Source organism: Butyrivibrio sp. AC2005, assembly GCF_000424145.1.
Lineage (GTDB): Bacteria > Bacillota > Clostridia > Lachnospirales > Lachnospiraceae > Butyrivibrio.
The window spans coordinates 25,115-46,213 of sequence record NZ_AUJI01000041.1; the positions used below are offsets into that span (position 1 = coordinate 25,115).

At 37.7% G+C, this 21,099-nt stretch carries 25 protein-coding genes; 23 read left to right on the plus strand and 2 right to left on the minus strand.

The window, feature by feature from the left end; genetic code table 11:
* Nucleotides 1-57: 57 nt before the first annotated feature.
* From G602_RS0112495 to G602_RS0112580, 16 genes are all read left to right on the plus strand, one after another.
* Entirely contained in the window at nucleotides 58-405 is a 348-nt protein-coding gene (locus G602_RS0112495) for a helix-turn-helix transcriptional regulator (protein WP_026659325.1), read from the plus strand.
* Nucleotides 398-1,264 carry an ImmA/IrrE family metallo-endopeptidase gene (locus G602_RS0112500; protein ID WP_026659326.1) on the plus strand — a complete coding sequence of 289 codons (867 nt, stop codon included), beginning with the start codon at nucleotides 398-400 and terminating at the stop codon, nucleotides 1,262-1,264. Before G602_RS0112495 ends, G602_RS0112500 begins: the two co-directional genes overlap by 8 nt.
* Nucleotides 1,264-1,980: a hypothetical protein gene (locus G602_RS0112505; protein ID WP_026659327.1), complete on the plus strand. Its 717-nt coding sequence runs from the start codon at nucleotides 1,264-1,266 to the stop codon at nucleotides 1,978-1,980. Before G602_RS0112500 ends, G602_RS0112505 begins: the two co-directional genes overlap by 1 nt.
* A gap of 35 nt (nucleotides 1,981-2,015) precedes the next feature.
* The gene (locus G602_RS0112510) at nucleotides 2,016-2,468 is read left to right on the plus strand and encodes a hypothetical protein (protein ID WP_026659328.1); all 453 of its coding nucleotides are present in this window, start codon (nucleotides 2,016-2,018) and stop codon (nucleotides 2,466-2,468) included.
* 162 nt (nucleotides 2,469-2,630) lie between these two features.
* Complete coding sequence (locus G602_RS30445; protein WP_155829854.1) at nucleotides 2,631-2,795, plus strand: hypothetical protein; 165 nt, start codon at nucleotides 2,631-2,633, stop codon at nucleotides 2,793-2,795.
* The gene (locus tag G602_RS30450) at nucleotides 2,788-2,931 is read left to right on the plus strand and encodes a hypothetical protein (RefSeq protein WP_155829856.1); all 144 of its coding nucleotides are present in this window, start codon (nucleotides 2,788-2,790) and stop codon (nucleotides 2,929-2,931) included. Before G602_RS30445 ends, G602_RS30450 begins: the two co-directional genes overlap by 8 nt.
* A 453-nt stretch (nucleotides 2,932-3,384) precedes the next feature.
* The gene (locus tag G602_RS0112530) at nucleotides 3,385-4,098 is read left to right on the plus strand and encodes a leucine-rich repeat protein (protein WP_026511295.1); all 714 of its coding nucleotides are present in this window, start codon (nucleotides 3,385-3,387) and stop codon (nucleotides 4,096-4,098) included.
* Nucleotides 4,099-4,159: 61 nt separating this feature from the next.
* Nucleotides 4,160-4,297, plus strand: a complete 138-nt coding sequence (locus G602_RS30455; protein ID WP_155829858.1) for a hypothetical protein — start codon at nucleotides 4,160-4,162, stop codon at nucleotides 4,295-4,297.
* A gap of 206 nt (nucleotides 4,298-4,503) precedes the next feature.
* Nucleotides 4,504-6,096 carry an AAA-like domain-containing protein gene (locus G602_RS0112540; protein ID WP_026659329.1) on the plus strand — a complete coding sequence of 531 codons (1,593 nt, stop codon included), beginning with the start codon at nucleotides 4,504-4,506 and terminating at the stop codon, nucleotides 6,094-6,096.
* A 29-nt stretch (nucleotides 6,097-6,125) separates the two neighbouring features.
* Nucleotides 6,126-6,815, plus strand: coding sequence for a response regulator transcription factor (locus G602_RS0112545; protein ID WP_026659330.1), 690 nt, complete (start codon nucleotides 6,126-6,128; stop codon nucleotides 6,813-6,815).
* Nucleotides 6,816-6,903: 88 nt separating this feature from the next.
* Nucleotides 6,904-7,833, plus strand: a complete 930-nt coding sequence (locus tag G602_RS0112550) for an ABC transporter ATP-binding protein (RefSeq protein WP_026659331.1) — start codon at nucleotides 6,904-6,906, stop codon at nucleotides 7,831-7,833.
* Complete coding sequence (locus G602_RS0112555) at nucleotides 7,811-8,578, plus strand: hypothetical protein (RefSeq protein WP_026659333.1); 768 nt, start codon at nucleotides 7,811-7,813, stop codon at nucleotides 8,576-8,578. The genes G602_RS0112550 and G602_RS0112555 overlap by 23 nt, the downstream gene beginning before the upstream one ends.
* 27 nt (nucleotides 8,579-8,605) lie before the next feature.
* Entirely contained in the window at nucleotides 8,606-9,349 is a 744-nt protein-coding gene (locus tag G602_RS0112560; RefSeq protein WP_026659335.1) for a hypothetical protein, read from the plus strand.
* 20 nt (nucleotides 9,350-9,369) lie between these two features.
* Complete coding sequence (locus tag G602_RS0112565; protein WP_026659336.1) at nucleotides 9,370-10,653, plus strand: erythromycin esterase family protein; 1,284 nt, start codon at nucleotides 9,370-9,372, stop codon at nucleotides 10,651-10,653.
* Nucleotides 10,654-10,678: 25 nt separating this feature from the next.
* Nucleotides 10,679-11,554: a sensor histidine kinase gene (locus tag G602_RS0112570; RefSeq protein WP_026659337.1), complete on the plus strand. Its 876-nt coding sequence runs from the start codon at nucleotides 10,679-10,681 to the stop codon at nucleotides 11,552-11,554.
* A 129-nt stretch (nucleotides 11,555-11,683) separates the two neighbouring features.
* Complete coding sequence (locus tag G602_RS0112580) at nucleotides 11,684-12,316, plus strand: class I SAM-dependent methyltransferase (RefSeq protein ID WP_026659338.1); 633 nt, start codon at nucleotides 11,684-11,686, stop codon at nucleotides 12,314-12,316.
* Between the two features lie 52 nt (nucleotides 12,317-12,368).
* On the opposite strand, the gene G602_RS0112585 is transcribed toward G602_RS0112580, so the two are convergent.
* Both G602_RS0112585 and G602_RS0112590 read right to left on the minus strand, forming a co-directional pair.
* On the minus strand, nucleotides 12,369-13,670 hold the full coding sequence (locus G602_RS0112585) for a sensor histidine kinase (RefSeq protein ID WP_026659339.1): 1,302 nt from the start codon (nucleotides 13,668-13,670) through the stop codon (nucleotides 12,369-12,371).
* On the minus strand, nucleotides 13,663-14,367 hold the full coding sequence (locus G602_RS0112590) for a response regulator transcription factor (RefSeq protein WP_026659340.1): 705 nt from the start codon (nucleotides 14,365-14,367) through the stop codon (nucleotides 13,663-13,665). The genes G602_RS0112585 and G602_RS0112590 overlap by 8 nt, the downstream gene beginning before the upstream one ends.
* A 335-nt stretch (nucleotides 14,368-14,702) precedes the next feature.
* On the opposite strand from G602_RS0112590, the gene G602_RS30460 reads away from it, so the two are divergent.
* From G602_RS30460 to G602_RS0112630, 7 genes are all read left to right on the plus strand, one after another.
* Nucleotides 14,703-14,879 (plus strand): hypothetical protein, encoded by a 177-nt coding sequence (locus G602_RS30460; RefSeq protein ID WP_155829860.1) that lies wholly within the window; start codon nucleotides 14,703-14,705, stop codon nucleotides 14,877-14,879.
* 68 nt (nucleotides 14,880-14,947) lie between these two features.
* Nucleotides 14,948-17,272 (plus strand): ABC transporter substrate-binding protein, encoded by a 2,325-nt coding sequence (locus G602_RS0112600; protein WP_196808666.1) that lies wholly within the window; start codon nucleotides 14,948-14,950, stop codon nucleotides 17,270-17,272.
* Nucleotides 17,273-17,297: 25 nt separating this feature from the next.
* Nucleotides 17,298-18,770, plus strand: coding sequence for a S41 family peptidase (locus G602_RS0112605; protein ID WP_026659342.1), 1,473 nt, complete (start codon nucleotides 17,298-17,300; stop codon nucleotides 18,768-18,770).
* A gap of 108 nt (nucleotides 18,771-18,878) precedes the next feature.
* On the plus strand, nucleotides 18,879-19,616 hold the full coding sequence (locus G602_RS0112610) for a hypothetical protein (RefSeq protein ID WP_026659344.1): 738 nt from the start codon (nucleotides 18,879-18,881) through the stop codon (nucleotides 19,614-19,616).
* A 233-nt stretch (nucleotides 19,617-19,849) separates the two neighbouring features.
* Nucleotides 19,850-20,128: a hypothetical protein gene (locus tag G602_RS0112620; RefSeq protein WP_026659345.1), complete on the plus strand. Its 279-nt coding sequence runs from the start codon at nucleotides 19,850-19,852 to the stop codon at nucleotides 20,126-20,128.
* A gap of 163 nt (nucleotides 20,129-20,291) precedes the next feature.
* Entirely contained in the window at nucleotides 20,292-20,471 is a 180-nt protein-coding gene (locus G602_RS0112625; protein WP_026659346.1) for a hypothetical protein, read from the plus strand.
* Nucleotides 20,453-20,947 (plus strand): hypothetical protein, encoded by a 495-nt coding sequence (locus tag G602_RS0112630; protein WP_155829864.1) that lies wholly within the window; start codon nucleotides 20,453-20,455, stop codon nucleotides 20,945-20,947. The genes G602_RS0112625 and G602_RS0112630 overlap by 19 nt, the downstream gene beginning before the upstream one ends.
* The last annotated feature ends 152 nt before the right edge of the window (nucleotides 20,948-21,099 follow it).

Genomic DNA, 21,099 nt, shown 5'->3' on the forward strand with positions numbered 1-21,099 from the left:
ATGATGTTTTAAATATCATATTCATAAAGATATGCTTTTAATAAAGAGGAGATACTTATGAAACGCCTGTCACAAGAGAAAATGGTAAATATAATAAAGAGTTCCAGAATTGAGAAGGGAATAACACAGGAAGAATTAAGCGAAAAAACAGGTATAAACAGGCAGATGATTGGAAGGCTTGAAAGGAAGGAGTATATTCCGTCAATTATGCAGCTTGAGGAGCTTGCAGGAGTTTTGGCATTTGAAATAACATCGCTATTTGAAGATACTGAACCTATGGTCTATACAGCATTTAGAAGATCTAAGATGTCGCCAGAAGAACAGAAAGGTGTTGATCATATGTTTGATATGATGATGGCATCCAAACAGCAGATATTACTTAGAAAGGCTCTTCATAATGATTAGGACATATACATTGAACGCAGAAGAAACAGAAGAAGTTAAACAACTTGCTACAAAGACGAGACAGGATTTTGGTGTTTTCCCAACAGTTCCTTTGGGTAGTGATATCCGCATGATATTAGAAAAAGAAGGGATACTGCTCTGTGAGTATCCCTTTGGTGATTCATGCGGAACTCACACATACGGAAATATTACTTGGTTCAAGACAGATGAAACAACAATTACATTTATTGGACTTAATACATCCAGCTACTATGATGAACAGATTTTTGCGCTGGCTCATGAGATATATCATTTCAGGACTAAGACCGGTAAAGCGTATTCCCCCGAGATGGAATTGGAAGATGAGGTCATAGAGAAGAAAGCGGATAGATTTGCTGCTGAGTTATTGCTACCGGCAGATGAGCTGAAGAAGTTGGTGTTGGATACGTTTGGTAAATATAGTATTACCGATAATTCGGAGCTTAAAGTTCTTAGGTTTATTGCTCGTCTGCAATGTGAGTGGTGGCTTCCATACAAGGCATTGGTAAATCGTATATTTGAGGAAGGCTATATCAGCGAGGAATTTTATACGGAATTATATGGCATCGAATGCCGTGATGAAGATAGCATCTATAGGCGGATATTAAAGAGTGCTGACAATGAAATATCAGAGCTTCTTAATAAGAAAACAAAGACTATAGGTGTTTCAAATAAAGTTCTGGAAACAATTATCAGTAATTATGAAGATAAACTTATCGGAGATGATGAATTTGTACAGCTTCTTTCACTGTTTGATAAGAGACCGGAGGATTATGGCTTTCAGATCATTGATGAAATAGATGATGAACTCAAAGAGTACTTTGAAAGTGGGGAAAAGTAATGAGAATCGATATTGATAGAATAAACCCGGCTTTCAAAGAACTGATTAAACATCATGATCAGGTAATTTTCCTGGATGCAAATATTTTTATTCCTCCTGACAGGAGCAATTTCCAAAAACATATAGCAGCTTTTAGGTTTGAGGATTATAGAACAGTTTTTCTTGATCCACTGCTTTTGGAATTTCCGAAACTGTCAGTACATGAAACTGTATATGATGAGATGGTGGTCAGTTCTGTTAAGGCATATGTCGATGAACACATTGGCAATGAATCATCAGGACTGGAAGTGCATTATGATAGAAACTTGAGTGAAGAAGAAAACGCACTTTTAAATTTGTATCTTCAAAAGTTATCCGTGCATTCAGGATATGATCCTGCAGCAGATAATTCTAAAGATAGGGGAGAGATAAGATCTCTTTCTTATATGGCTGTGAAAAGGTATTTGTATTTTACAGCCAATGATGCTTTGCCTATCCGGCTGATTAAAAACGCAAAGGAACTTGAAACTGATCTCGACGATATGGGAATAATACAGCCATATGAATTGATTTTTTATTTGTATGAGTCAAAGAAATATGATGGAAAAGGTCTCAGGATTCTATACAAATATTTGTACTATCTTACAGCACGAGATAAAATTGAAAATCCTGAGTGGGGAAAATTTGTCGAGGCAATGGAAGCTATATATGAAGATCTGTTTGACGAGAGCAGATGATATGGAAAGACTGTTGTACCCGAGAGGCAAATTTGTTGAGAAATATTAGAAAGAGACAACTGAAACAGGTATCCGGAATAAAAACAGCCATATTGTTGTTTTTGACGCTGGCCATAATTGCAGGTGGCCTGTTTTTTGATGCCCACAATATAGAGAATCTTTCAGATCATTTTGGAAATGGTGTAACAACCAGTTCTGAGTCTTCTACGCTTCCGCTCAGGTCCAATACTTATATAAAAGATAGCGATATGTTCATTATGGCAGCATCTGAGGTCAGGGATGTTAGGGCCGTAAGCGAAGTCATAAAACGATTGGAACAAGGTTCCACAAGCAAGAGGATCCTTGTTCTGTCATTGATTTTATGCATCCTGATTTCTGAGGGTGCTTTCTATACATCAGTACTACCGTCTATTTTTCCGTGGACAGATGTTATTTGTTCCAGGCGGACAATGATTCAGTATATCCATAGCCAGGACGGGGCTAAATAATCCTATTTCATTTCCAACAAGAAACTATCAGTTTTGAAGGGCAGATATAGTCTGCTCTTGTTTGCGTGCGCGTTGCAGGTCAGTTGAGACTAACTGATATTTGACTGCAGCCAGTTTTGTACGCTTATTGCTGCAAAGAAGCAGCAGACAAGGAGATGAAAAATGTATACAACAGTAATGACAACAGTTATAGGTGTAATCTGCACGCTTCTTGTGATCGTTTCCTTTATATGGATGGCTATTGCTTATCGCAAGTCTGATGAAGCGAATATAAGTGAAAAGGAAGATAAGACTGAAGAAATTAAGGAGGGTAGGAAGCATGAGTGATGTGATTACATACATATTTATATTTTTTATGGCAATTTTTGGAGGCCTTTCTACTATATATGTTGTGCTTGCACTTCCAGTTGTCCTGATATGGAAAGTGTACAGAAAAATCAAATTTGGTGAGAAGATAATGTGACGGGGGATCAATGAATTCGAGGCTGTATGCAGTTCAGTGTTTGAACTGTATGCAGCCTCAACCCTTAAATAAGACTGGGAGGCAATGTCGATTATCTCTTTGTCAGTAAATGTGTGTACTTTACATAAAAAAATACATCAAGTACAGCATAGAATACTCCAAAACCGGCAAAAACACCTATCAACTCTAGTTTTAATACTAACATATTTATAAAGATAATCATGCAACATACTGCTGACATCAGAACCGATATGATCAGAACCCACTTCTCCTGTTCTGTTGCCTGAAGTGCATATTTATAGACCTGACATGGTATGTTCAGTATCTGCACTGAAAGTTAAGAGCTTATGACATCAGTCCGAAGCAGCTTGAAAAGACTAAGAAGTTGCTTACAAAAGCAGGTGCTAAAAAGGTATGTTTCAAGAAAAGAAAAAAGTATTGGAGTGACAAAAAATGAGTATGAAAAAAATATATTGGTATTTGATGGCAGTTTTAGCTATGGTTTTTTCATTTAATATATATTCAATAAATGCATGTGCCGAGACATATGTCTCAACAGGTGAAGAGGTCAGTGCTGATCACCTCATGAAGGGAGATGAATTTATATGTGAAAAATATGATCTATTCAAATTCAGGGTTGTAAAAACCGCAAGTGAATCTAAAAATAAGTACATACAAGTTGAAATAACAGGATTTAATCCTTCTCCAAAAACAAAATATACAAAAAAGAATTATGAAAATGTAGCTTGTGAAGATTATTACTTAGAAGACTATGAGATTGTCGGAATAGCTGATAATGCCTTTAGGGACAACCAGATGATAAAAAAGTTTATAGTCTATTCTGCTCCTTTAAAATATATAGGAAAAAGTGCATTTGAAGGATGTACAAATCTCAGGTACTTTTCTATCAGCGATACTGATAGCCTTAAAATGATCAAGGAAAGAGCTTTTTATGGCTGCAAATCCATGTATAAATTTGAGTTAAAAGGAAATAAATTAAAACGAGTAGGTAATGATGCCTTCAGAGATACAAGATCTGTTATGATGAAAATTGTTGGTTTTGATATGAACTCGAAGCATATGAAAAAGTTGAAGTCATTATTCAAGAAGGCTGGTGGCAAGAACGTTATAGGTAGACACTTTAAACCTGCACGATGCCTCAAGTAATGGATTGAGGTGTAGCTTAGGACAACGGAAAATACATTTTAAGAATAATCAAAGGGAATATTTGTACGGGAGAAAGGCATTTTGGGATGAAGACATAACAATTTTTGATGTGAAGCTCGCCTACACTATAGGTGTAATACTGGTACTTTTCATTGTGTTTTTAATGGCGGGAATGATGGCATTTCCTGTGAATAATTGATTTGTAGTAGGAATAAATCGAGTTATTCTAGTCAGGTGATAATCTGGCTAACGAAGGACGATAACCTCTCGGCCGTAATCCGGAAGAGAGGTTATTTGCTTATTGGTTAATAAAATTTCTTTTTGTTTAACAAGTGGGATTTTCATATGATAAGTGTCAATCATGCGATATAATATAAAAAAGGTTAAAGTTGTAAGGAGACTGTAGTGAAGACTTTTAATACGACAGCAGTATGTATTCCCTCAAAACATTATATGGTGGATCTGACAGAGAGAGTTCTGGAGATCAGAAAGCTTGTTGATGACGGGAAGTATTTTACGGTTAACAGGGCGAGGCAGTATGGTAAGACGACTATGCTCAGTGTTCTTGCAGATTCCCTAGTGTCTGATTATATAGTCATAAGTACAAGCTTTGAAGGAATTGGAGATGCAGGATTTGCAGATGAAGCCTCATTTGTTAAGGAATTCTGCAGATTACTGCGAAGAGAGTTGCGCAGAGTCAGTGATATTCCGGAAGAAATAAGAGTAGAAATAGATAATCTTGTAAAACATGAATCAGATAAAATTAGTTTGGGAGACCTGTTTGATGTTCTTTTGGAGTGGTGCGATATATCGGAAAGAAAGATAATACTGATTATTGATGAGGTTGATACAGCTACCAATAATACAGTATTTCTTGATTTTCTGGCTCAGCTGCGTGACAACTATATAAATCGTGACACTAAGGGCGTCAAGACATTTCAGTCAGTTATACTCGCAGGTGTTATGGATGTAAAACATCTTAAATTGAAGATAAGGGAAGATTCGGAACACAAAGTTAATAGTCCCTGGAATATAGCAGCGGATTTTGATATTGATATGAGCCTGCCGGAAGACGGAATAAAAGAGATGCTTGATGAATATGAGGCCGATCATTCAACTGGCATGGATACATCGGTTCTTGCAAGACAGATACGAGAGTACACTAATGGATATCCATATCTTGTGAGCAGAATCTGTCAGAATATCGATACCAGGCTGGTTCCGCAGAAGTTTAAGAATCTCAGTGAGGCATGGACAGAGTATGGAGTTGATGAGTCTGTAAAAATGCTACTTAGTGAGAGCGGTAATTCGCTGTTTGAATCCCTGACCGGTAAGCTAACAAATTATCCTGAACTTAAGAAGAGCCTTAGGAGCATCCTTTTAAAGGGAGAGACTCTTGCGTGGCTTCCATATGATGAGGAACAGCAGCAGCTTTTCATGTATGGCTTTATAAGGAATAATCATAATACTGTTGCGGTTTCCAACCGTATATTTGAAATGTTACTCTATACGCATTTCATTGGTGAGAATAATAAATATAATGACTTAAAGCAGAGTGGCTCTGAGTCTAAATCTATCTTTGTAGAGGATGGTATACTCAATGTTCCAAAGATTATGGAGCATTTCATTACGGAGCATAACAGGATCCACGGTGATAATACAGAGAAGTTCCTAGAGGATGAAGGAAGGGAGCGTTTTGTGACCTATCTTTCAGCCATAATAAACGGCACCGGTACATACACGATCGAGGAGCAGACCAGAGATCATAAGCGTATGGATATTGTTATCCATTATCTTGGTAGGCGCTATGTGATAGAACTCAAGATATGGCGCGGAGAAAGGTATAATGCTGATGGTGAGAAGCAGATCAGCGAATATCTTGATTATTTTGGACTGAGCACTGGTTATATGTTAAGCTTTTGCTTCAATAAGAATAAGAAGCCTGGAGTCGAAATGGTTCATGTCGGGGATAAGCTCATATACGAAGGAACGGTCTAAATAGTAATGTTGGAGGAAAACTGGCAATAATGAAGGACTACCATTTGTTGATTGTGGAAGATGATATAAGTGTTGGAAATATGTTACAGGAGGCACTTGAAATTGAAGGCTATGAGGTGGCGAGAGCCTATTCGGGAACAGAGACTCTTATGTTTCTGGAAAAGAAAAAGCCCGATCTTATCCTTCTTGACCTCATGCTTCCAGGACTTTCCGGAGATGAGCTAATAACGCACCTTGATGGAGTCCCAACGATAGTAACGAGTGCACGGTCTGACCTCGATAGCAAGATAGAGATTCTAAAAAAAGGAGCTTGTGATTACGTTACTAAGCCTTTTGTGATTTCTGAGCTTCTGGCAAGGATAGAAGCACATCTTCGTCTTGTTTCAGAAAGGAAAGGGGCTACAATCTCTGTAGAGGATGATGTAATAAGAGCAGGGAAAATTGCTCTTGATACGAGTCTTATGACAGTTATCATAGGAGATAAAGAAACGAACCTAACGAGAACTGAGGCTGCGATATTGAGTATTCTCATGCGTAATGCAGGAAGACCTCTTGGAAGGAATACAATCCTTGACAGGATAAGTGAGGAGACACCGGATTGCACTGAAAGATCACTAAAACAGCATGTCAGCAACATCAGGAAGAAATTACAGCAGCTTGATGACATCGATCATATTGAAACAATTTACGGAATAGGTTTCCAGTTTAACGAATCTTGACCATATCTTGACGATTTCTATACCACTTTCTTGACGAGAAGGTGGTATTTTATTTTCAGCGATAAACATTGAAAGGATGAAAAAAGAGATGGAATACGTTTTTAAATCTAATGAAATAAGCAAAAGTTACGGGAAGTTCACTGCGCTTTCCGATGTAAATATGGAAATACCCAAAGGTGCGATTTACGGATTTGTGGGAAAAAACGGTGCAGGTAAAACAACACTCATACGAGTAATGACAGGTCTTCAGCGTCCCAGCTCAGGAACCTATGAACTCATGGGCAAGTCATTTACAGATAAGGATATTTCAGAATCAAGACGCAGAATGGGAGCGGTTGTTGAGTCACCTGCAGTTTATCTGGATATGTCAGCAAGAGACAATCTTATTCAGCAGTGTCTAATGCTTGGACTTCCTGATTATAATTGTGTCGACGAGATACTTGAAATGGTTGGACTTGCGGAGACAGGGAAAAAGAAGGCAAGGAACTTTTCGCTAGGTATGCGTCAGCGTCTTGGAATTGGGGTGGCACTTTGCGGAAGTCCGGACTTCATTGTTCTTGATGAGCCTATAAATGGTCTTGATCCTCAGGGAATTATTGAAGTGAGAGAACTGATATTAAAGCTCAACAGAGAAAGGGGAATCACATTTCTGATTTCAAGTCACATCCTGGATGAACTGGCTAAGGTTGCAACTCACTACGGTTTTATAGATAAGGGACATATTGTAAGACAGATGACCGCAGAGGAACTCACCGATGAATGTCGCAAATCCATACGCATGAAAGTAAGTGATATAAAGCTTTTATCCAAGGTTATGGAGGAAAAGAAAATAGATTACAAGGTTGTTGATTCCAATACGGCAGATGTTTATGCAGATCTCACATTCTCAGAAGTTGCAAAAGATTTCGAGAAGGTTGGATGCACAATAATAAATATGCAGGAGCATGATGAGAGTCTTGAGGCCTTCTATTTATCACTTCTTGGAGGTAATGAGAATGTTCAGAAATCTGTATGCTGATACCAGGAGTATATTGCTGAGCCGTGCATTTCATTTGGCACTTATAATTATTGCTGCTTATCAAGTGTTCTATTTTGCACATATAAAAGTTGTTTATGCTTTTATTGGTGTATCGGAAATTGATGCTGATGATATCGCTTTTGTCTTTGTTTCGGTGGCAGCTTTCCTTGTGACAGCGGCAACACTGTTCATAACTGACAGAGAGTTTTCAAGCGGGTGCATCCGAAACAAACTTATATCCGGAGTCAAAAGAAGGGATGCGTTTTTGTCCGCAGTTTGTGGTGGAATGCTTCAGGGGGCTTTGTATACTGTTTTCGCATGTCTCATATCAATACCCTTTATCGGCTTATTTTCGGTAGGCTTTATAAACTTTTCAATTCAGGAAGTAGCTGACTACTGGCTTGTCGTGGTAATGACCTGCATGGCGATTGGGGCTTTTTCAACAGCACTTGTCATGATTCTTGGAGGAAGTAAGCTTTCCTACGTGATTGGTCTTCTTATTGCATTTGTAATGAAGGTCTGGGATACAGTTATCCTTGATAAGCTATATCCTGAGAAGGGATTTTGCAAGCTCACAGGAGCAAAGCTTGCAGTATACAGCTTTGTGGACAAATATATTCCCTATTCATATCTGATGATAAGACCACATTACGAAATGCGCTTTTATGTTACGGGATGTGCTGCAATGATTGTCATCTCAGTAGTAATCGGCCTGATTGTGTTTAGTAAAAGGGAATTAAAATAAAGAATTCATACGTGGAGAAAACAAAAAATGATCAATTTATATAGAGCTAATATGAAAAGAATAACCGCAAACTTCATTTTTTTAGGAGGTTGTATCATAGCATTTCTTGCTACCTATATATTTACTGCAAACGTGATGGGGATGACAGGACGTTTTGAAAATATGGGTCCGGACAGAAGAATGTTTTTTATAAGCATTGCAATGATGGGATTTTTTACAATATTTGTACCGCTTTATACGAACATGGAATATCGCTTTGGAGTCATCAGAAACAAGATAGTAGCCGGCTATTCTCAGAAGCAGGTTTATTATAGCCATCTTTTGGGACATCTTAGTGTATTGGCTATAATGATGATTTTTTACCTTTTGGGAGGAATTTTAGGTGGAGCAAGAGATTTTTGGGAAATAGCCCTGCTTAACATCGTTATGTTTTTTGCGCTTTGCGGTTATATTGCGACAATGATGCTCATCAGCTTCCGCATTCTTAAGATTGTTGCGCTTAGCATTTCTGCTTTCCTTATACTGAATGTCTATTACACAGGAACAATGATAGGTAATGCACTTTTGTCCTTTGTTTTGAAGGGAGCTGCAAAGCAGGTTGGCGTAATCATTTATAACATGACAGTGTTTGGACAGTGGTTTTCGGGAACAGGTCTTGCTGATGATTATATTAATCCGGGAAGATTTTTGCAGATGGTTATTTCTATAGTAGTTACGCTGGCGATGACGCTTATTGCAACAGCCGGACTTGATAAGAGAGACCTGAAATAAGACTGGGAGCAGGATAGAAAATGAGACGATATAAATATTTTTTTTGCACATGTATATTAGCCGTGGCTGTTTTTGTAAGCTTGTTGGTGGGGATAAGAACGACCAAAGCTTTTTCTACTGAAAGAAAAATGGATGGGATTGAAGAAATTGGACAGTGCTTTGCAGATTTCAGGATTCCTGCAGATACAAGGGCAGTTGGCATCGGAGAGGCAACTCATGGAAACCGCGAGTTTCAGACTGTGAAAAGAGATGTTCTTGAAAAGGTCGTAAAAGAGGGCAATGGACGATGCATCTGCTTTGAAATGTCAGTCGGTGATGCCGCGATGCTTAATGATGCACTTCATGATGAGAATGCAGATCTAACGGAAGTAGTCGGAAAACAGAGCTATCCAATTTATGATACAGCTGAAATAGCAGACCTTCTGGAATGGATGAGAGCGTATAACGAAAATCTACCTTATGAAGAATCACTAATGTTTTACGGTGTGGATATTCAGGGTGGCAGTACTGCAATCAGATATTTGCAGGATATCATAAATGAAGAAAGAACCCTTATAACAGAGGAGGAAAAGAGCTTTATCCTTCCCCTTGATATATATGACAAAGAGCAATACTCTTCGGAACGCGAGAAGTTCGTAGCCATGTATGAGAGACTACTTTCTATGGATGATCTTAAGGCTAAGCAGCTTGGCATGGTGGCAAAGAGCGTGGTTCTTAACATTGATGCACCAAACTATGAAACGAATGCTGAAGAAAATGATTATAACAGGGATCTTAAGATGGCAGAGAATCTTCTTGATTATTCGAAAATTGAAGAAGAAAGAGGCTATAGTCAGGTTATAATTACAGCCCACAGCGGTCATTTAAGAAGGGGCGGAAAGAGTGTTTTAGCAAGCGATGATGATGAGACCATGGGAGATCATATAGACCGATTGTTTGAAGGTAGCTATTTTTGTATTGGCACCGATTTTTATGAGGGTTATGTAAATATTCATACCGCCGGTACCTTCGATGATGACTACGAAAGAGCGGATCATTTTTACTGCAGTGATGACCCCTTGGCCTATCAGGCGAAATACTTTGAAAATGGAACATATTGCCTTGATTTCTCAAGGGTGACGGATGAAAATAGTATTGTGTATAAAAATGTTCACAGCCTTATTTTCTGCGGTGCTGCCGGTGAAGGATATGGCGCGATTCAGGATGTGTACAGACAGGAACGAAGTAAGTTTGTTCCTGCTGACAGGTTCGATGCGATGATTTTTTTCTATGAGGTAACACCTATCGATCCGATTCATGCATAAATTATTGATTTACTGGGAGTGCTTAATGAATTATTTATTGATTGTCTGCTTGATAATAATACTATTTCTATCAATGAAGATTATTGCGATGAGGCTTTCTCTTAAGGAACTTAAAGAGGGTTATGAGGAGAGGGCGAGGATTCACACTAATACTCTTCTTACAGTATCAAGCCGGGACAGGAGAGTTAGGGAGCTTGCAGTTTCCATGAATAAGACTCTTGAGAAACTTAGAGATTCTTACAACAGGTACGAGAACGGAGATCAGGAGATAAAGAAGGCAATAACTAACATCTCCCATGATCTGCGAACACCTCTGACAGCAATCAGCGGGTATTTGGAGCTTGCTCAGCGCCAGGAAAAGAGTCCGGGAATGGAGAAGTATCTGTCAGTGATTGAAAACAGAACAGAGCACATGAAGAAGCTAACAGAAGAGCTCTTTGAGTACTCACTTATGTCTGGTGGAGAGATTACGGAGGACAAGCAGGAAGTAAATGTGAACAGAATGCTTGAAGACTGCATAATGAATTACTATCCTTCACTGAAGGCTATGGGCATTAATCCTGAGATAGATATCACTGATAAAAAGATTATAAGAAATCTCTATCCCACTTATGTGGAGAGAATACTGAGCAATCTTGTGAGTAATGCCCTTAAATACAGTGATGGCGATTTGGAAATTATGCTTTCTGATGAAGGAATCCTTAGGGTTACTAATTCCTCCGATAAGCTTTCAAATGTCGATGTTAATAAGCTTTTTGACAGATTTTTTACAGTTGAAACAGGAAGCAGGAATTCAACCGGTCTTGGCTTATCAATAGTGAAGCTGTTTACGGAGCGCATGGATTTAAGGCTTAATGCAACTTATGAAAATGGAAAGATTGCGATTGAGGTAGGATTTTAGTATGGCATAGGCTAATATTTATTCCTTTAATGCACAGAGTCAGTGCATGTTTGAATCGATAGGATTTAAGAAAACAGATGAAGAGTGGTATGAATTCAAGATAGGTGAAACTGAATCTACGGAGGGTATATGCTAGATAATAGAGGTTTTGATTTATGGGCAGATGGATATGATGCAGCTGTAGGGCTTTCTGATGAAGAAGATAGGTATCCGTTTGCAGGATATAAGAATGTTTTAGGCGGTATTTTTCAAGAGGTTATGACCAAGGAGAATGCCTGTGTTTTAGATATTGGTTTTGGAACCGGTACACTTACTACAAAGCTTTATGAGAATGGGTGCGTGATATATGGTCAAGACTTCTCTGAGCGAATGATTGAGCTGGCCAAGGAGAAAATGCCGGATGCGAATCTGTATCAAGGAGACTTTTCAAAAGGATTAGTCCAAGAGCTTAAGGATTGTAAGTTTGATTTCATCATTGGAACTTATTCCCTACATCATCTTACAGATGAACAGAAGATAGGGTTCTTTTCAGAACTAATAGACAGGTTAAATGAAGACGGAAAGATCCTTATTGGAGATGTAGCATTTGAAACAAGGGAAGATCTTGAAAAATGCAAGTCAGAAGAAGGTGGTGACTGGGATGATGATGAGATATATTTTGTTGTGGAGGAAATCATGAAATCGTTTCCTCAGGTAAGATTTGAGCAAAAATCATATTGTTCCGGCATTATTATGATAGAAAAGATGTGTGGGAAAAGATAACATGTATAGAACAATAATCTACTCCAACAATGTAAGGAGAATAGGATTGTTTTTATAGTATGACTATTACCAAGTCAATTTTAAAAGTGGACTTACTGGTATGAATAAGACAATCCCCATTCATTTTTTTCATCATTGAATTGATATTTTTTAGTCCAATTCCGTTACTTGAGTTGTTGTTAGCATTGGCAGAAACTGTATTTTCAACAGAGATACAGAAAGTTTTCCCATCACATTTGGTACCAAGATATACAGGCATTGTTTTATCCGCATACTTAACTATGTTTGACTGGATGTTATTCATAATTCTTCCAATGTAATCAAAAGATACGGATACGTTCTGATTTGGCCATGATAGTTCCTGCACTTCTACAGAAAAGCCTTGCATACCCAGATAATTACATAGTTCTGAAAGATAATCTCCAAATGCATATTCTACCGTAACTACTTCAAATTCATCTTTTGCATTGGAATTGATTAGAAAAAAGTCAAACAACTGGTCTGACAGATTCTTTATTTCAAAAGCCTTTTGTAATGCTTTATCGGAATAATCAGATACATTTTGAAGGTTATTCTGTCGTTTGACTATTTCGATGTAAGCCATAAGGCTTGTTAGAGGCGTCCTGAGATCGTGAGCCATGCCAAGAACAAGATTATCCTGTGCCTTTTTCATCTTAAGCTCATTTTCTTGTTTTTCTATTAGATCAGTACGCATGTGCTCTATAGCACCGGCGAGACTTGAAATCTCATCATCACCCATGACACGGAATGAGGCATTTTCGAGTCCGGAATTCATTTTGTTTACTTCATTTCCAAGTTCTACGATATAAAGTACTTCCTTTTTTATTCTAAACAGAACTATTACAAAACCAGCACATCCGCTTAGTAGGGCAGATATTGCATATGCTGTGAAATAGTATTTCCGTTCAACATTCTTGTAAATGAAAACATCCGCATCACCATCGGCAAATCGAACATTGCTCATATATAGCCTGGTGTAATTTAGTTGTTCGGATTCTGTATCACCAAGAGGAATCTTGCCCATGTACGCATTGTCATAAAGAAGAAGGTTTTCTCTGGATATAGTAAAATAGTCGACCTTGTTTTCCTCGGCCCAGTCACGGATTGCAAAAGTTTCTGTCGCCTTTAAATTTTTTTCTGTTACGTAGTATTGAAACCGGCTTACCAGAGGGTCAGATATGTCTTTTCGAAAATTGGAGTTTTGAAATATGTCATCCAGAATATAATTTGCTGTGGAGAAAAGTATAAAAAATAATGTAAGCGAAGCTGCCATGCTTAGAGCAAACAATATCATTATTTTCTTTGTAATGCTTCGTGTCTTAGTTTTAGCCAATTTTGTAACCCTTTCCCCAAATAGTTAAGACTCTGCGCGGTTCCTGTGGATTTTTTTCTATTTTTGTTCGTAGTTTCCTTATATGAACCATTACAGTATTTGATGAATCCTGGAGATATGTTTCATTCCATACTGCTTCGTATAATTCCTGTGCTGAAAAGATCTTGTCCGAAGTGCTGATCAGAAGTAGTAAAATCTGGTATTCAGTTTCTGTGAGCGATACTTCATTTCCATCAATGAACACCTCGTTTTTGCATGTGTTTATTTTTATACCATTGTGATCAAGCCATTCTTCACTGCAGGTACTAATGCGAGATGCTGATGAGTCGTATTCCTTATGTCTTCTTAGCATAGCGTGTATTCTTGAAGATAATTCAACATATGAAAATGGTTTTACAAGATAGTCATCTCCACCGAAAGAGAACCCAAGAACCTTATCTTCTTCAGCAGATCTGGCAGTTAGAAATAGGATAGGGACAACAGAAATTTTACGGATTTCTTCGCAAACCTGATAACCGGACATTCCGGGGAGCATTATGTCAAGAATTACAAGATCTGTATTTTCAGTTAGCATAGAAAGACCTTGTTCGCCGGAAGAAGCTTCTAATACTGAAAAATCTTCACTTTCAAGAAGAATTTTCACGCTATCTCTTATGCTTTCATCGTCTTCAATTATCAGTATGGTCTGTGAGCTCATAACGTGTCCTTATTATGGTTTTTCTTTACTATAACATAGATTTTATACGACTTAGGAAAACTTAAGAATTATTAAGATTTATCTGAAAAAATAGATGATAATATGAATTTAGCAAGAATCTCCATTCCCACCATTATTTGGAATCCCCGGTTTGATATGGAGAGCTATAGTGGGAACGATGGGGTGTTCTACTCTTATCTTGGGATTATATGGCAGAAGAAAATCTTAAAATAAGTAGATTTTCTGTCCCGAAATTAAATGCTCATGCGTTATATAAATGAGGGGATTAAAGATACTTGAGAAGGGAAAACTTTGTTTGGAGCGGAGGGAATAATATGCATACAAAAAAGCTGGTAGTAATCTGCTTGGGGGTAATTGTGGCAATAATTATAACGGTAGTGTCATTTGGGGATATGTCTGCCAAACCGGAGCCGTTAACTAATGGTTCTGAATTAAATAAAGAAGTTACATTTGATGACATTAAAAGCTGTGGATGGGTTGACTGTTTTTAAAAGTCGATACTTATGGCATTACATAACGAGATTGAGATAAGGCTTTCAAAATGGGAGAAAAGGGGACTATGAAAAAGAGTTTTGGGACAAGAGTATTAGCTATGGGCATGATATGTACCATGACCATCATTGGTGCATGTGGAAATAAGGAAAATGTAGCTCTGCAGGAAAACGCTGATACTGAACCTGCGATTGACAAGGATCATGTTTATCGGTGGGAGGACATCGACTTACCTGTAAAGGATAGTAGTTACTGCATTAGCAGTTGCAGCACAGAGGACAGTTTTTTCACACTGATAGGTTACTACGAAAGGAGCGAAGCTGCTCCGGAGATAATGAAGGTTGATTATGCTTCCGGAACTGTGACTGAGATTCCGCTTCAATCTGACTATAACATCGCATACAGTGAGATGACAGCTGACGAAGACGAAAATCTGTATCTGATAAAGACAGTTTACACCGATGATTGGCTGGAAGCTTATGAAAATGAGGAAGAGATTGCCTACTCGGAAAAATTACGTGCTGACAACACTACTTCTACTATTGTAAAACTTTCAGCAGAAGGGAATATTATATGGGAAAAACCGCTTACTGAGACAGATTCGAAGCTGACAGTAGGGAGCATGGCCTATGTTAAGGGTAGGGGAATCCTGACCTATAGTAGAGGCGCATCTTCATTTTATGATGAAAACACCGATGAAGGAGAAGAAATCATAGGGGGAAATGATGATTCTTCTGATGATTACTACTTCGGAAATCTATATATGCTGCGAGATGGCAACGTATATCTATATGACAATTCCTACAATGAAAACGGTCTTATCATTAAAAAATACAACCCGGATACGATGGATTTTGATGAAGAGGTTTCTATTCCAAACGATGCTCAGAATGGGAATAGAATCTATCCAGGAAAAGCCTTTGATTTTTATGTTGAAGAGCGCTCCGGAATAAAGGCCTTTAATATCGGGGACGAGCAGATGACGCTTGTCTGTGACTTTGAGGCATCGGATATAGTAATAAATTACCTGACATATATCGGGGATGATGAAACCGGAAAACTCTTTGTAATAAATGAAATGCCCGATGAAGGATCTGAACTTGCAAGTTTGACAAAAATCAATCCATCAGAAATTACGGAAAAAGAGATTATCACAGTTGGAACCATTTTCATTTCTGATGAGGTCAGAAAGCGGGTATCTAAATTCAATAAGAATAGCGAAAAATACAGGATTAAACTGATTGATTATGCTAATGAAAGTGGGGGGACTGATTTATCAGGATATTTTGAATGTGTAGATAAGATTGGCCTGGAACTGGTTCAGGGGCAAGGCCCGGATATTATGGTGGTTTACCATTCTGCAGCTCTTCAGAATTATGCGAAGAAAGGTGTGTTTGAGCCTCTTGATTCATATTTTGAAAATGATCCTGATATTAGCATCTCTGATCTTTTACCCAATGTGGTCGATGCCACAAGAGTAAATGGAGAACTGTATACCGTTGTTCCGTCTTTTTATGTGAATACCTGTGTTGCAGCTAAAGATAAGCTTGGAAATCAGAAGGTCACACTGGAGAATTATAAAGAAATATGTGAAGCAAATGGCATTGATCCTGTTGTCGGAATGGGCTATATGACAAGAGATGCAGCCACGGACTTCTACGAAACCACAGGAAGCACTTTTATTAATTATGAAAATGGAACCTGCAGTTTTGATTCAGAGGGCTTTGTTAATCTTCTGAAATTCATTAATCAGTTTCCGGAAGAAACAGAAGATGATGAAGATAACGATGAGTGGGAAGAATACGAAACATACTTCAGGCAAAATAAAGCTCTTCTTTTGGATTATACCCTGGCATCTTTTCAGGACTATAAGCTGCTGCTTGATGGATACTTTGGCACGGATGTAGAGTTTAATGGTTATCCAACAAATGATGGAGGAAAATCCTTCCTCTCCATGGGAATGCAGATAGCAATGAACCACAACTGTAAATATAAAGACGCTGCTTGGGAATTCATGAAGTCTTTTTATGACTATGATTATCGAAATAAATTACAAAGGGATTTTCCAATAAAGAAAAGTGCTCTTGAAGCGATGGCAGCAAAAGCGCAGGAAAGACCTTACTATACTAATTCAAAGGGCAAAGAAGTATATACGGGTGATATCCTTGGGATAGGAAATGAGGAATACCAGCTCGATGAACTCTCTAAGGAAGAAACAGAAACCGTGATAGATTTCATTTCATCGGTGACGGATGTATCAACTAATGAAATCCAGATTGAAAACATAATAACCGAAGAATCCGGGGCTTATTATGAAAATCAGAAATCTGCGGAAGAGGTGGCTGATATCATACAGAGCCGGGTTAGTCTTTATCTTAGTGAAAATAGCTGATGGCTGGAAAATAGGGGTAAAGGGTATGGGAAGATTTTTTTGGACTAAGAGAATTACCATTTGGGCAGTATTCATCATGCTTTTACTGAATGGATGCGGAAATGGTTCATCAGAGCAAAATGTAACTGAAGATCCTGCGGATATAGAATCATTAACAGATGCTACACCGGTTACAGCAGATGAATATGGGAAATATATAGAAAAACAGTTATCAGATGTAACAGCGGAACAGCTAAACATAGATGATGCAGAGGTTGAAACTGTTGTATCTGATGATTTAGTGGTTCAAGAAGTTTCTATTGATACCGGGGCACGTGAGTTATCTGAAGATGATAAAGACAATTTAATAAAGCAGATTAAGGTATTTTGTGGTAACAATGTTAGCATTACATTTAGCCAGGAAAAAGGTGAAGCTCCATATATGAGCGATTATGAGGTACTGTGGGATGCACTCAGAAATACCTACCCGTATTTACCGTATCTACAATCTGTGGGAATTGATACGGATGAAATATACTCGAGATATGCACAGGAAATAGAATCTGTTTCAGATGAAGACCGATTTTATGGAAAAATAGAAAGCATGCTTTCGGAATTGAATAATTTTGCCCATCTGCGTGTAATTACACCTAGTGAATACATGAGGGCTTATTATGTTCCGGAAGAAGAGAAAGATATGGTAGCTGAGGAAAATGATCCATATTTAAAAGTTGTGACCAGCCCTTTGCTTTCTAAACGCTATGATGTGTCTGAGGCCACGGAATATGAGACTGGCTCCGCATCTAATGAGGAAATCTTTTCTCAATACTATTCTGATTGTGACACGCTATATCTTAAAATATCGTCTTTTGGATGGGATCTTGTTTATAGAGACAGAGATATTATATATGAGTCTTTGGAGCAATATCCTGAAACTAAGCATATCATTTTTGACATTACGGGAAATAGTGGGGGAAGCAATTACTATTGGACAGATAATCTGATTTCTCCATTTGGTGGGCACTATGATTACGAGATTCGTAATTACTATAAATCGTCTCCGTTGTTTGAAGAGTATCGTTCAAATATTGAAACTTTTCCCGTATCCGATTTGAGTGATGCACCTGACTGGGTCGAGGATTTGGGATTAGACAGATATAGTAAGCTTATTTATAGTATCCCTTCTGATTATTATGAAGGGAAGACAGTCAATAAAGAGATCAAAAGATGGGTTTTAACAAGTGGTAATGTTTATTCTGCTGCAGAAACATTTACAGGTTTTTGCAAAGCTACTGGTTGGGCTACTATAGTAGGCACACAGACATCGGGGGATGGTAATCATACTTCACCGATTCTATTGTTACTTCCTGATTCGGGTATACTGATCGGTTTTTCAGACTGCGTAGGCGAAAATCCTGATGGAAGTATTAATGCAGTTCAGGGAACAGCACCCAATATTCCATGTAAGAAGGGTGAGACACCGCTTGGACGTTGTCTTGAAGAAATCAGGAAAAAATGATTTTCCGTTACTAATAAAAAGAATATTCTATGTCACGAAATGTATAGCTCAAACGTTATATATATAAGAATCATAGAAAAAAATGTTTACATTGAGAGGAGAATCGGTATGCTTTCTAACATTTGGAATGCATTTTTGGCTATCGGAATTACTCTTTTAATCGCTATAATATTTTTCTTTATTAGAGAACGATGGGCATGGAGACCTGATAATAAAAAACTAACCAGATTAATTATTTTTCTGTTTGGCGGGTATGGTTTTTCCTGCCTACTGTGGGTTATAATCTGCGCTCCTTCGTCACTTGGCGTTGGAGAAATATTAGCAATGGCATTACCGTATGGAATTCTAACTATTCTGTTCTTTCATTCTATGTTTAAAAAGATTGATGGCGAATCCTTTTCACAAAAATGGCAGGCGTGGGGGTATTTTGCGTTAGTTATTGTCTATGCTGTTGTGCGGATTGTATTAAATTTTTCCGATGTTGAAGGCAGTACCATTGATGAAAATGCAGTAATAGAAATGCTTCCGGAGCCGGATCATGTTGTAGTTTATAAAGATGGAACTACAGAGCGTTATGATGAAGGTTCATCTCAATATAACAAGATTGTTAAAAGGCTAAAAGTCCCATCAACAGAAAAACTTGAGACTATGATAGAGGATGAGACTGTTTCAGAAGCGAAGCAGGATTATGCCATAGAATATGTATATGATACAAAGCAATACCTTGCGGATAGCACATTTGAATTTGAAAATGTTTTATTTTTCATGAGTGGATGGTGCAAAGGAGAAACTGCTTTCGGAAATGATGAGAGTTATGAATCCGGAACGATTGAATTTTACTATTAGTTTCTTGCAGATTATGAGTGGAGGTACGGAGAAATGATATTATTTACTCAAATAATTAATTTCACATTACAAGTCTTAATAGTATTATTGATTGTTCAATTTATTAGAAGAAAAGAAGAGATAGTAGCGGCCTTGATCAGAAAGGCAGAAGCTTATTTGAAAAAGCGGAAAAAATGAGCCTATGGGACTGAATTAGAAAAACAATTAGTACGTGTTTACGGGAGATTATGAGTATGTTAATGCCATGGGATAAAGCAAAGCTTTTAACAGATTCATCAGCAATGGAAATTGCCAGAATTACAGAGATCTTAAAGCATAACAATATTGAATATGAGTGTGTTACAAAAAAGAATGAATCTTCAATTGGAACTATGGTGCATGGTTCAATGGGAGCTAGTGTAGGTGGTGGGGGAGCCTTTACTTTTTCACAGTCAGCAGGACCTGTTTCATATGTATATCACGTATTTGTAAGTAAAAAGAATTTGGAAAGGGCAAATATGCTTATAAGCTGACATCATATTGAAAAACAAGGGGGAGAAAAATCAGGCAAAGCATGTCACAAAGAGCAAGTCATCAAACATTATTATTATGTAATCAGAAATTTCCAATTTTTGTGTCCCGAAATGGGCATCTCGCGCGTTATATATATAGGAATACTAATTCGGAGGGTGAACTATGTATGTAAAAAAGCGAATAACAATCTGTTTTGGGGTAGTTGTAACTGCAATTCTTGTGGCAGCAATATTTTTCAGCTTAAGGCCAAGACCAGAGCCTTTTACTGATACTATGCAGGAAGTTGAACAACAGATTACTTTTGAAGATGTTAAAAGCTGTGGATGGGTAGATTGTTTTTAAGGTGCTTAAGGGAGGATTTTGACAATGAAAAAACTAATGTGGGGTGTTTAATTGTTGGCGTAATATTACTGGTTTGCTTTTTATGGACCATAGATGTCAGCAGTGGCATTGAGGGGGCTTCACAGATCATATTTATACGTATATTAGACTTTCCATCACTATTTTGCATTATAGGAATTACTCTTATTATATTAGCAGCAAGCGGAAAAGCTGGTGGCTTTTTTAGGGTGCTTTCAAAGGAAACTAAAATAGAAGATAATGCAACAAGGCATGAATGTGTGGTTGCTGTTAACTGTGCTATAGCAGGAGTTATTATTTCAAGTTTAATAGGTGCAGCTATCTATGGAATATGCCTTTCAGTGTTTAGCGAAGATCTAGAATCTTTTATATTCAAGTTCTTTTTGATTTTTGTTCCGCTACTATATGGATTCATTATCACGGCATTATTGATTCCAATTAAGTGCAAGTTTGAGTAGTGTAATCACAAAAAATATGAATTGCATGTAATGATGAATGAACTAAACGGATAATAAAATTATATGATCTCTCGGAATCTTGAGTGATCATGCCAGCTAAATTCTGGCAATTGAACTTTGACAAGTGAATATTACCCAAGATGAAAAAAAGA

Coding starts and splice junctions, on each gene's coding strand:
- G602_RS0112630 (WP_155829864.1), top strand. CDS start 20,453: ATGGGTAGATTGTTTTTAAGGTGCTTAAGGGAGGATTTTGACAATGAA.
- G602_RS0112545 (WP_026659330.1), top strand. CDS start 6,126: ATGAAGGACTACCATTTGTTGATTGTGGAAGATGATATAAGTGTTGGA.
- G602_RS0112500 (WP_026659326.1), top strand. CDS start 398: ATGATTAGGACATATACATTGAACGCAGAAGAAACAGAAGAAGTTAAA.
- G602_RS0112600 (WP_196808666.1), top strand. CDS start 14,948: ATGAAAAAGAGTTTTGGGACAAGAGTATTAGCTATGGGCATGATATGT.
- G602_RS0112580 (WP_026659338.1), top strand. CDS start 11,684: ATGCTAGATAATAGAGGTTTTGATTTATGGGCAGATGGATATGATGCA.
- G602_RS0112625 (WP_026659346.1), top strand. CDS start 20,292: ATGTATGTAAAAAAGCGAATAACAATCTGTTTTGGGGTAGTTGTAACT.
- G602_RS0112560 (WP_026659335.1), top strand. CDS start 8,606: ATGATCAATTTATATAGAGCTAATATGAAAAGAATAACCGCAAACTTC.
- G602_RS0112590 (WP_026659340.1), bottom strand. CDS start 14,367: ATGAGCTCACAGACCATACTGATAATTGAAGACGATGAAAGCATAAGA.
- G602_RS0112570 (WP_026659337.1), top strand. CDS start 10,679: ATGAATTATTTATTGATTGTCTGCTTGATAATAATACTATTTCTATCA.
- G602_RS0112605 (WP_026659342.1), top strand. CDS start 17,298: ATGGGAAGATTTTTTTGGACTAAGAGAATTACCATTTGGGCAGTATTC.
- G602_RS30450 (WP_155829856.1), top strand. CDS start 2,788: ATGAGTGATGTGATTACATACATATTTATATTTTTTATGGCAATTTTT.
- G602_RS0112555 (WP_026659333.1), top strand. CDS start 7,811: ATGTTCAGAAATCTGTATGCTGATACCAGGAGTATATTGCTGAGCCGT.
- G602_RS0112495 (WP_026659325.1), top strand. CDS start 58: ATGAAACGCCTGTCACAAGAGAAAATGGTAAATATAATAAAGAGTTCC.
- G602_RS0112565 (WP_026659336.1), top strand. CDS start 9,370: ATGAGACGATATAAATATTTTTTTTGCACATGTATATTAGCCGTGGCT.
- G602_RS30445 (WP_155829854.1), top strand. CDS start 2,631: ATGTATACAACAGTAATGACAACAGTTATAGGTGTAATCTGCACGCTT.
- G602_RS0112550 (WP_026659331.1), top strand. CDS start 6,904: ATGGAATACGTTTTTAAATCTAATGAAATAAGCAAAAGTTACGGGAAG.
- G602_RS0112610 (WP_026659344.1), top strand. CDS start 18,879: ATGCTTTCTAACATTTGGAATGCATTTTTGGCTATCGGAATTACTCTT.
- G602_RS0112505 (WP_026659327.1), top strand. CDS start 1,264: ATGAGAATCGATATTGATAGAATAAACCCGGCTTTCAAAGAACTGATT.
- G602_RS0112620 (WP_026659345.1), top strand. CDS start 19,850: ATGTTAATGCCATGGGATAAAGCAAAGCTTTTAACAGATTCATCAGCA.
- G602_RS30460 (WP_155829860.1), top strand. CDS start 14,703: ATGCATACAAAAAAGCTGGTAGTAATCTGCTTGGGGGTAATTGTGGCA.
- G602_RS0112530 (WP_026511295.1), top strand. CDS start 3,385: ATGAGTATGAAAAAAATATATTGGTATTTGATGGCAGTTTTAGCTATG.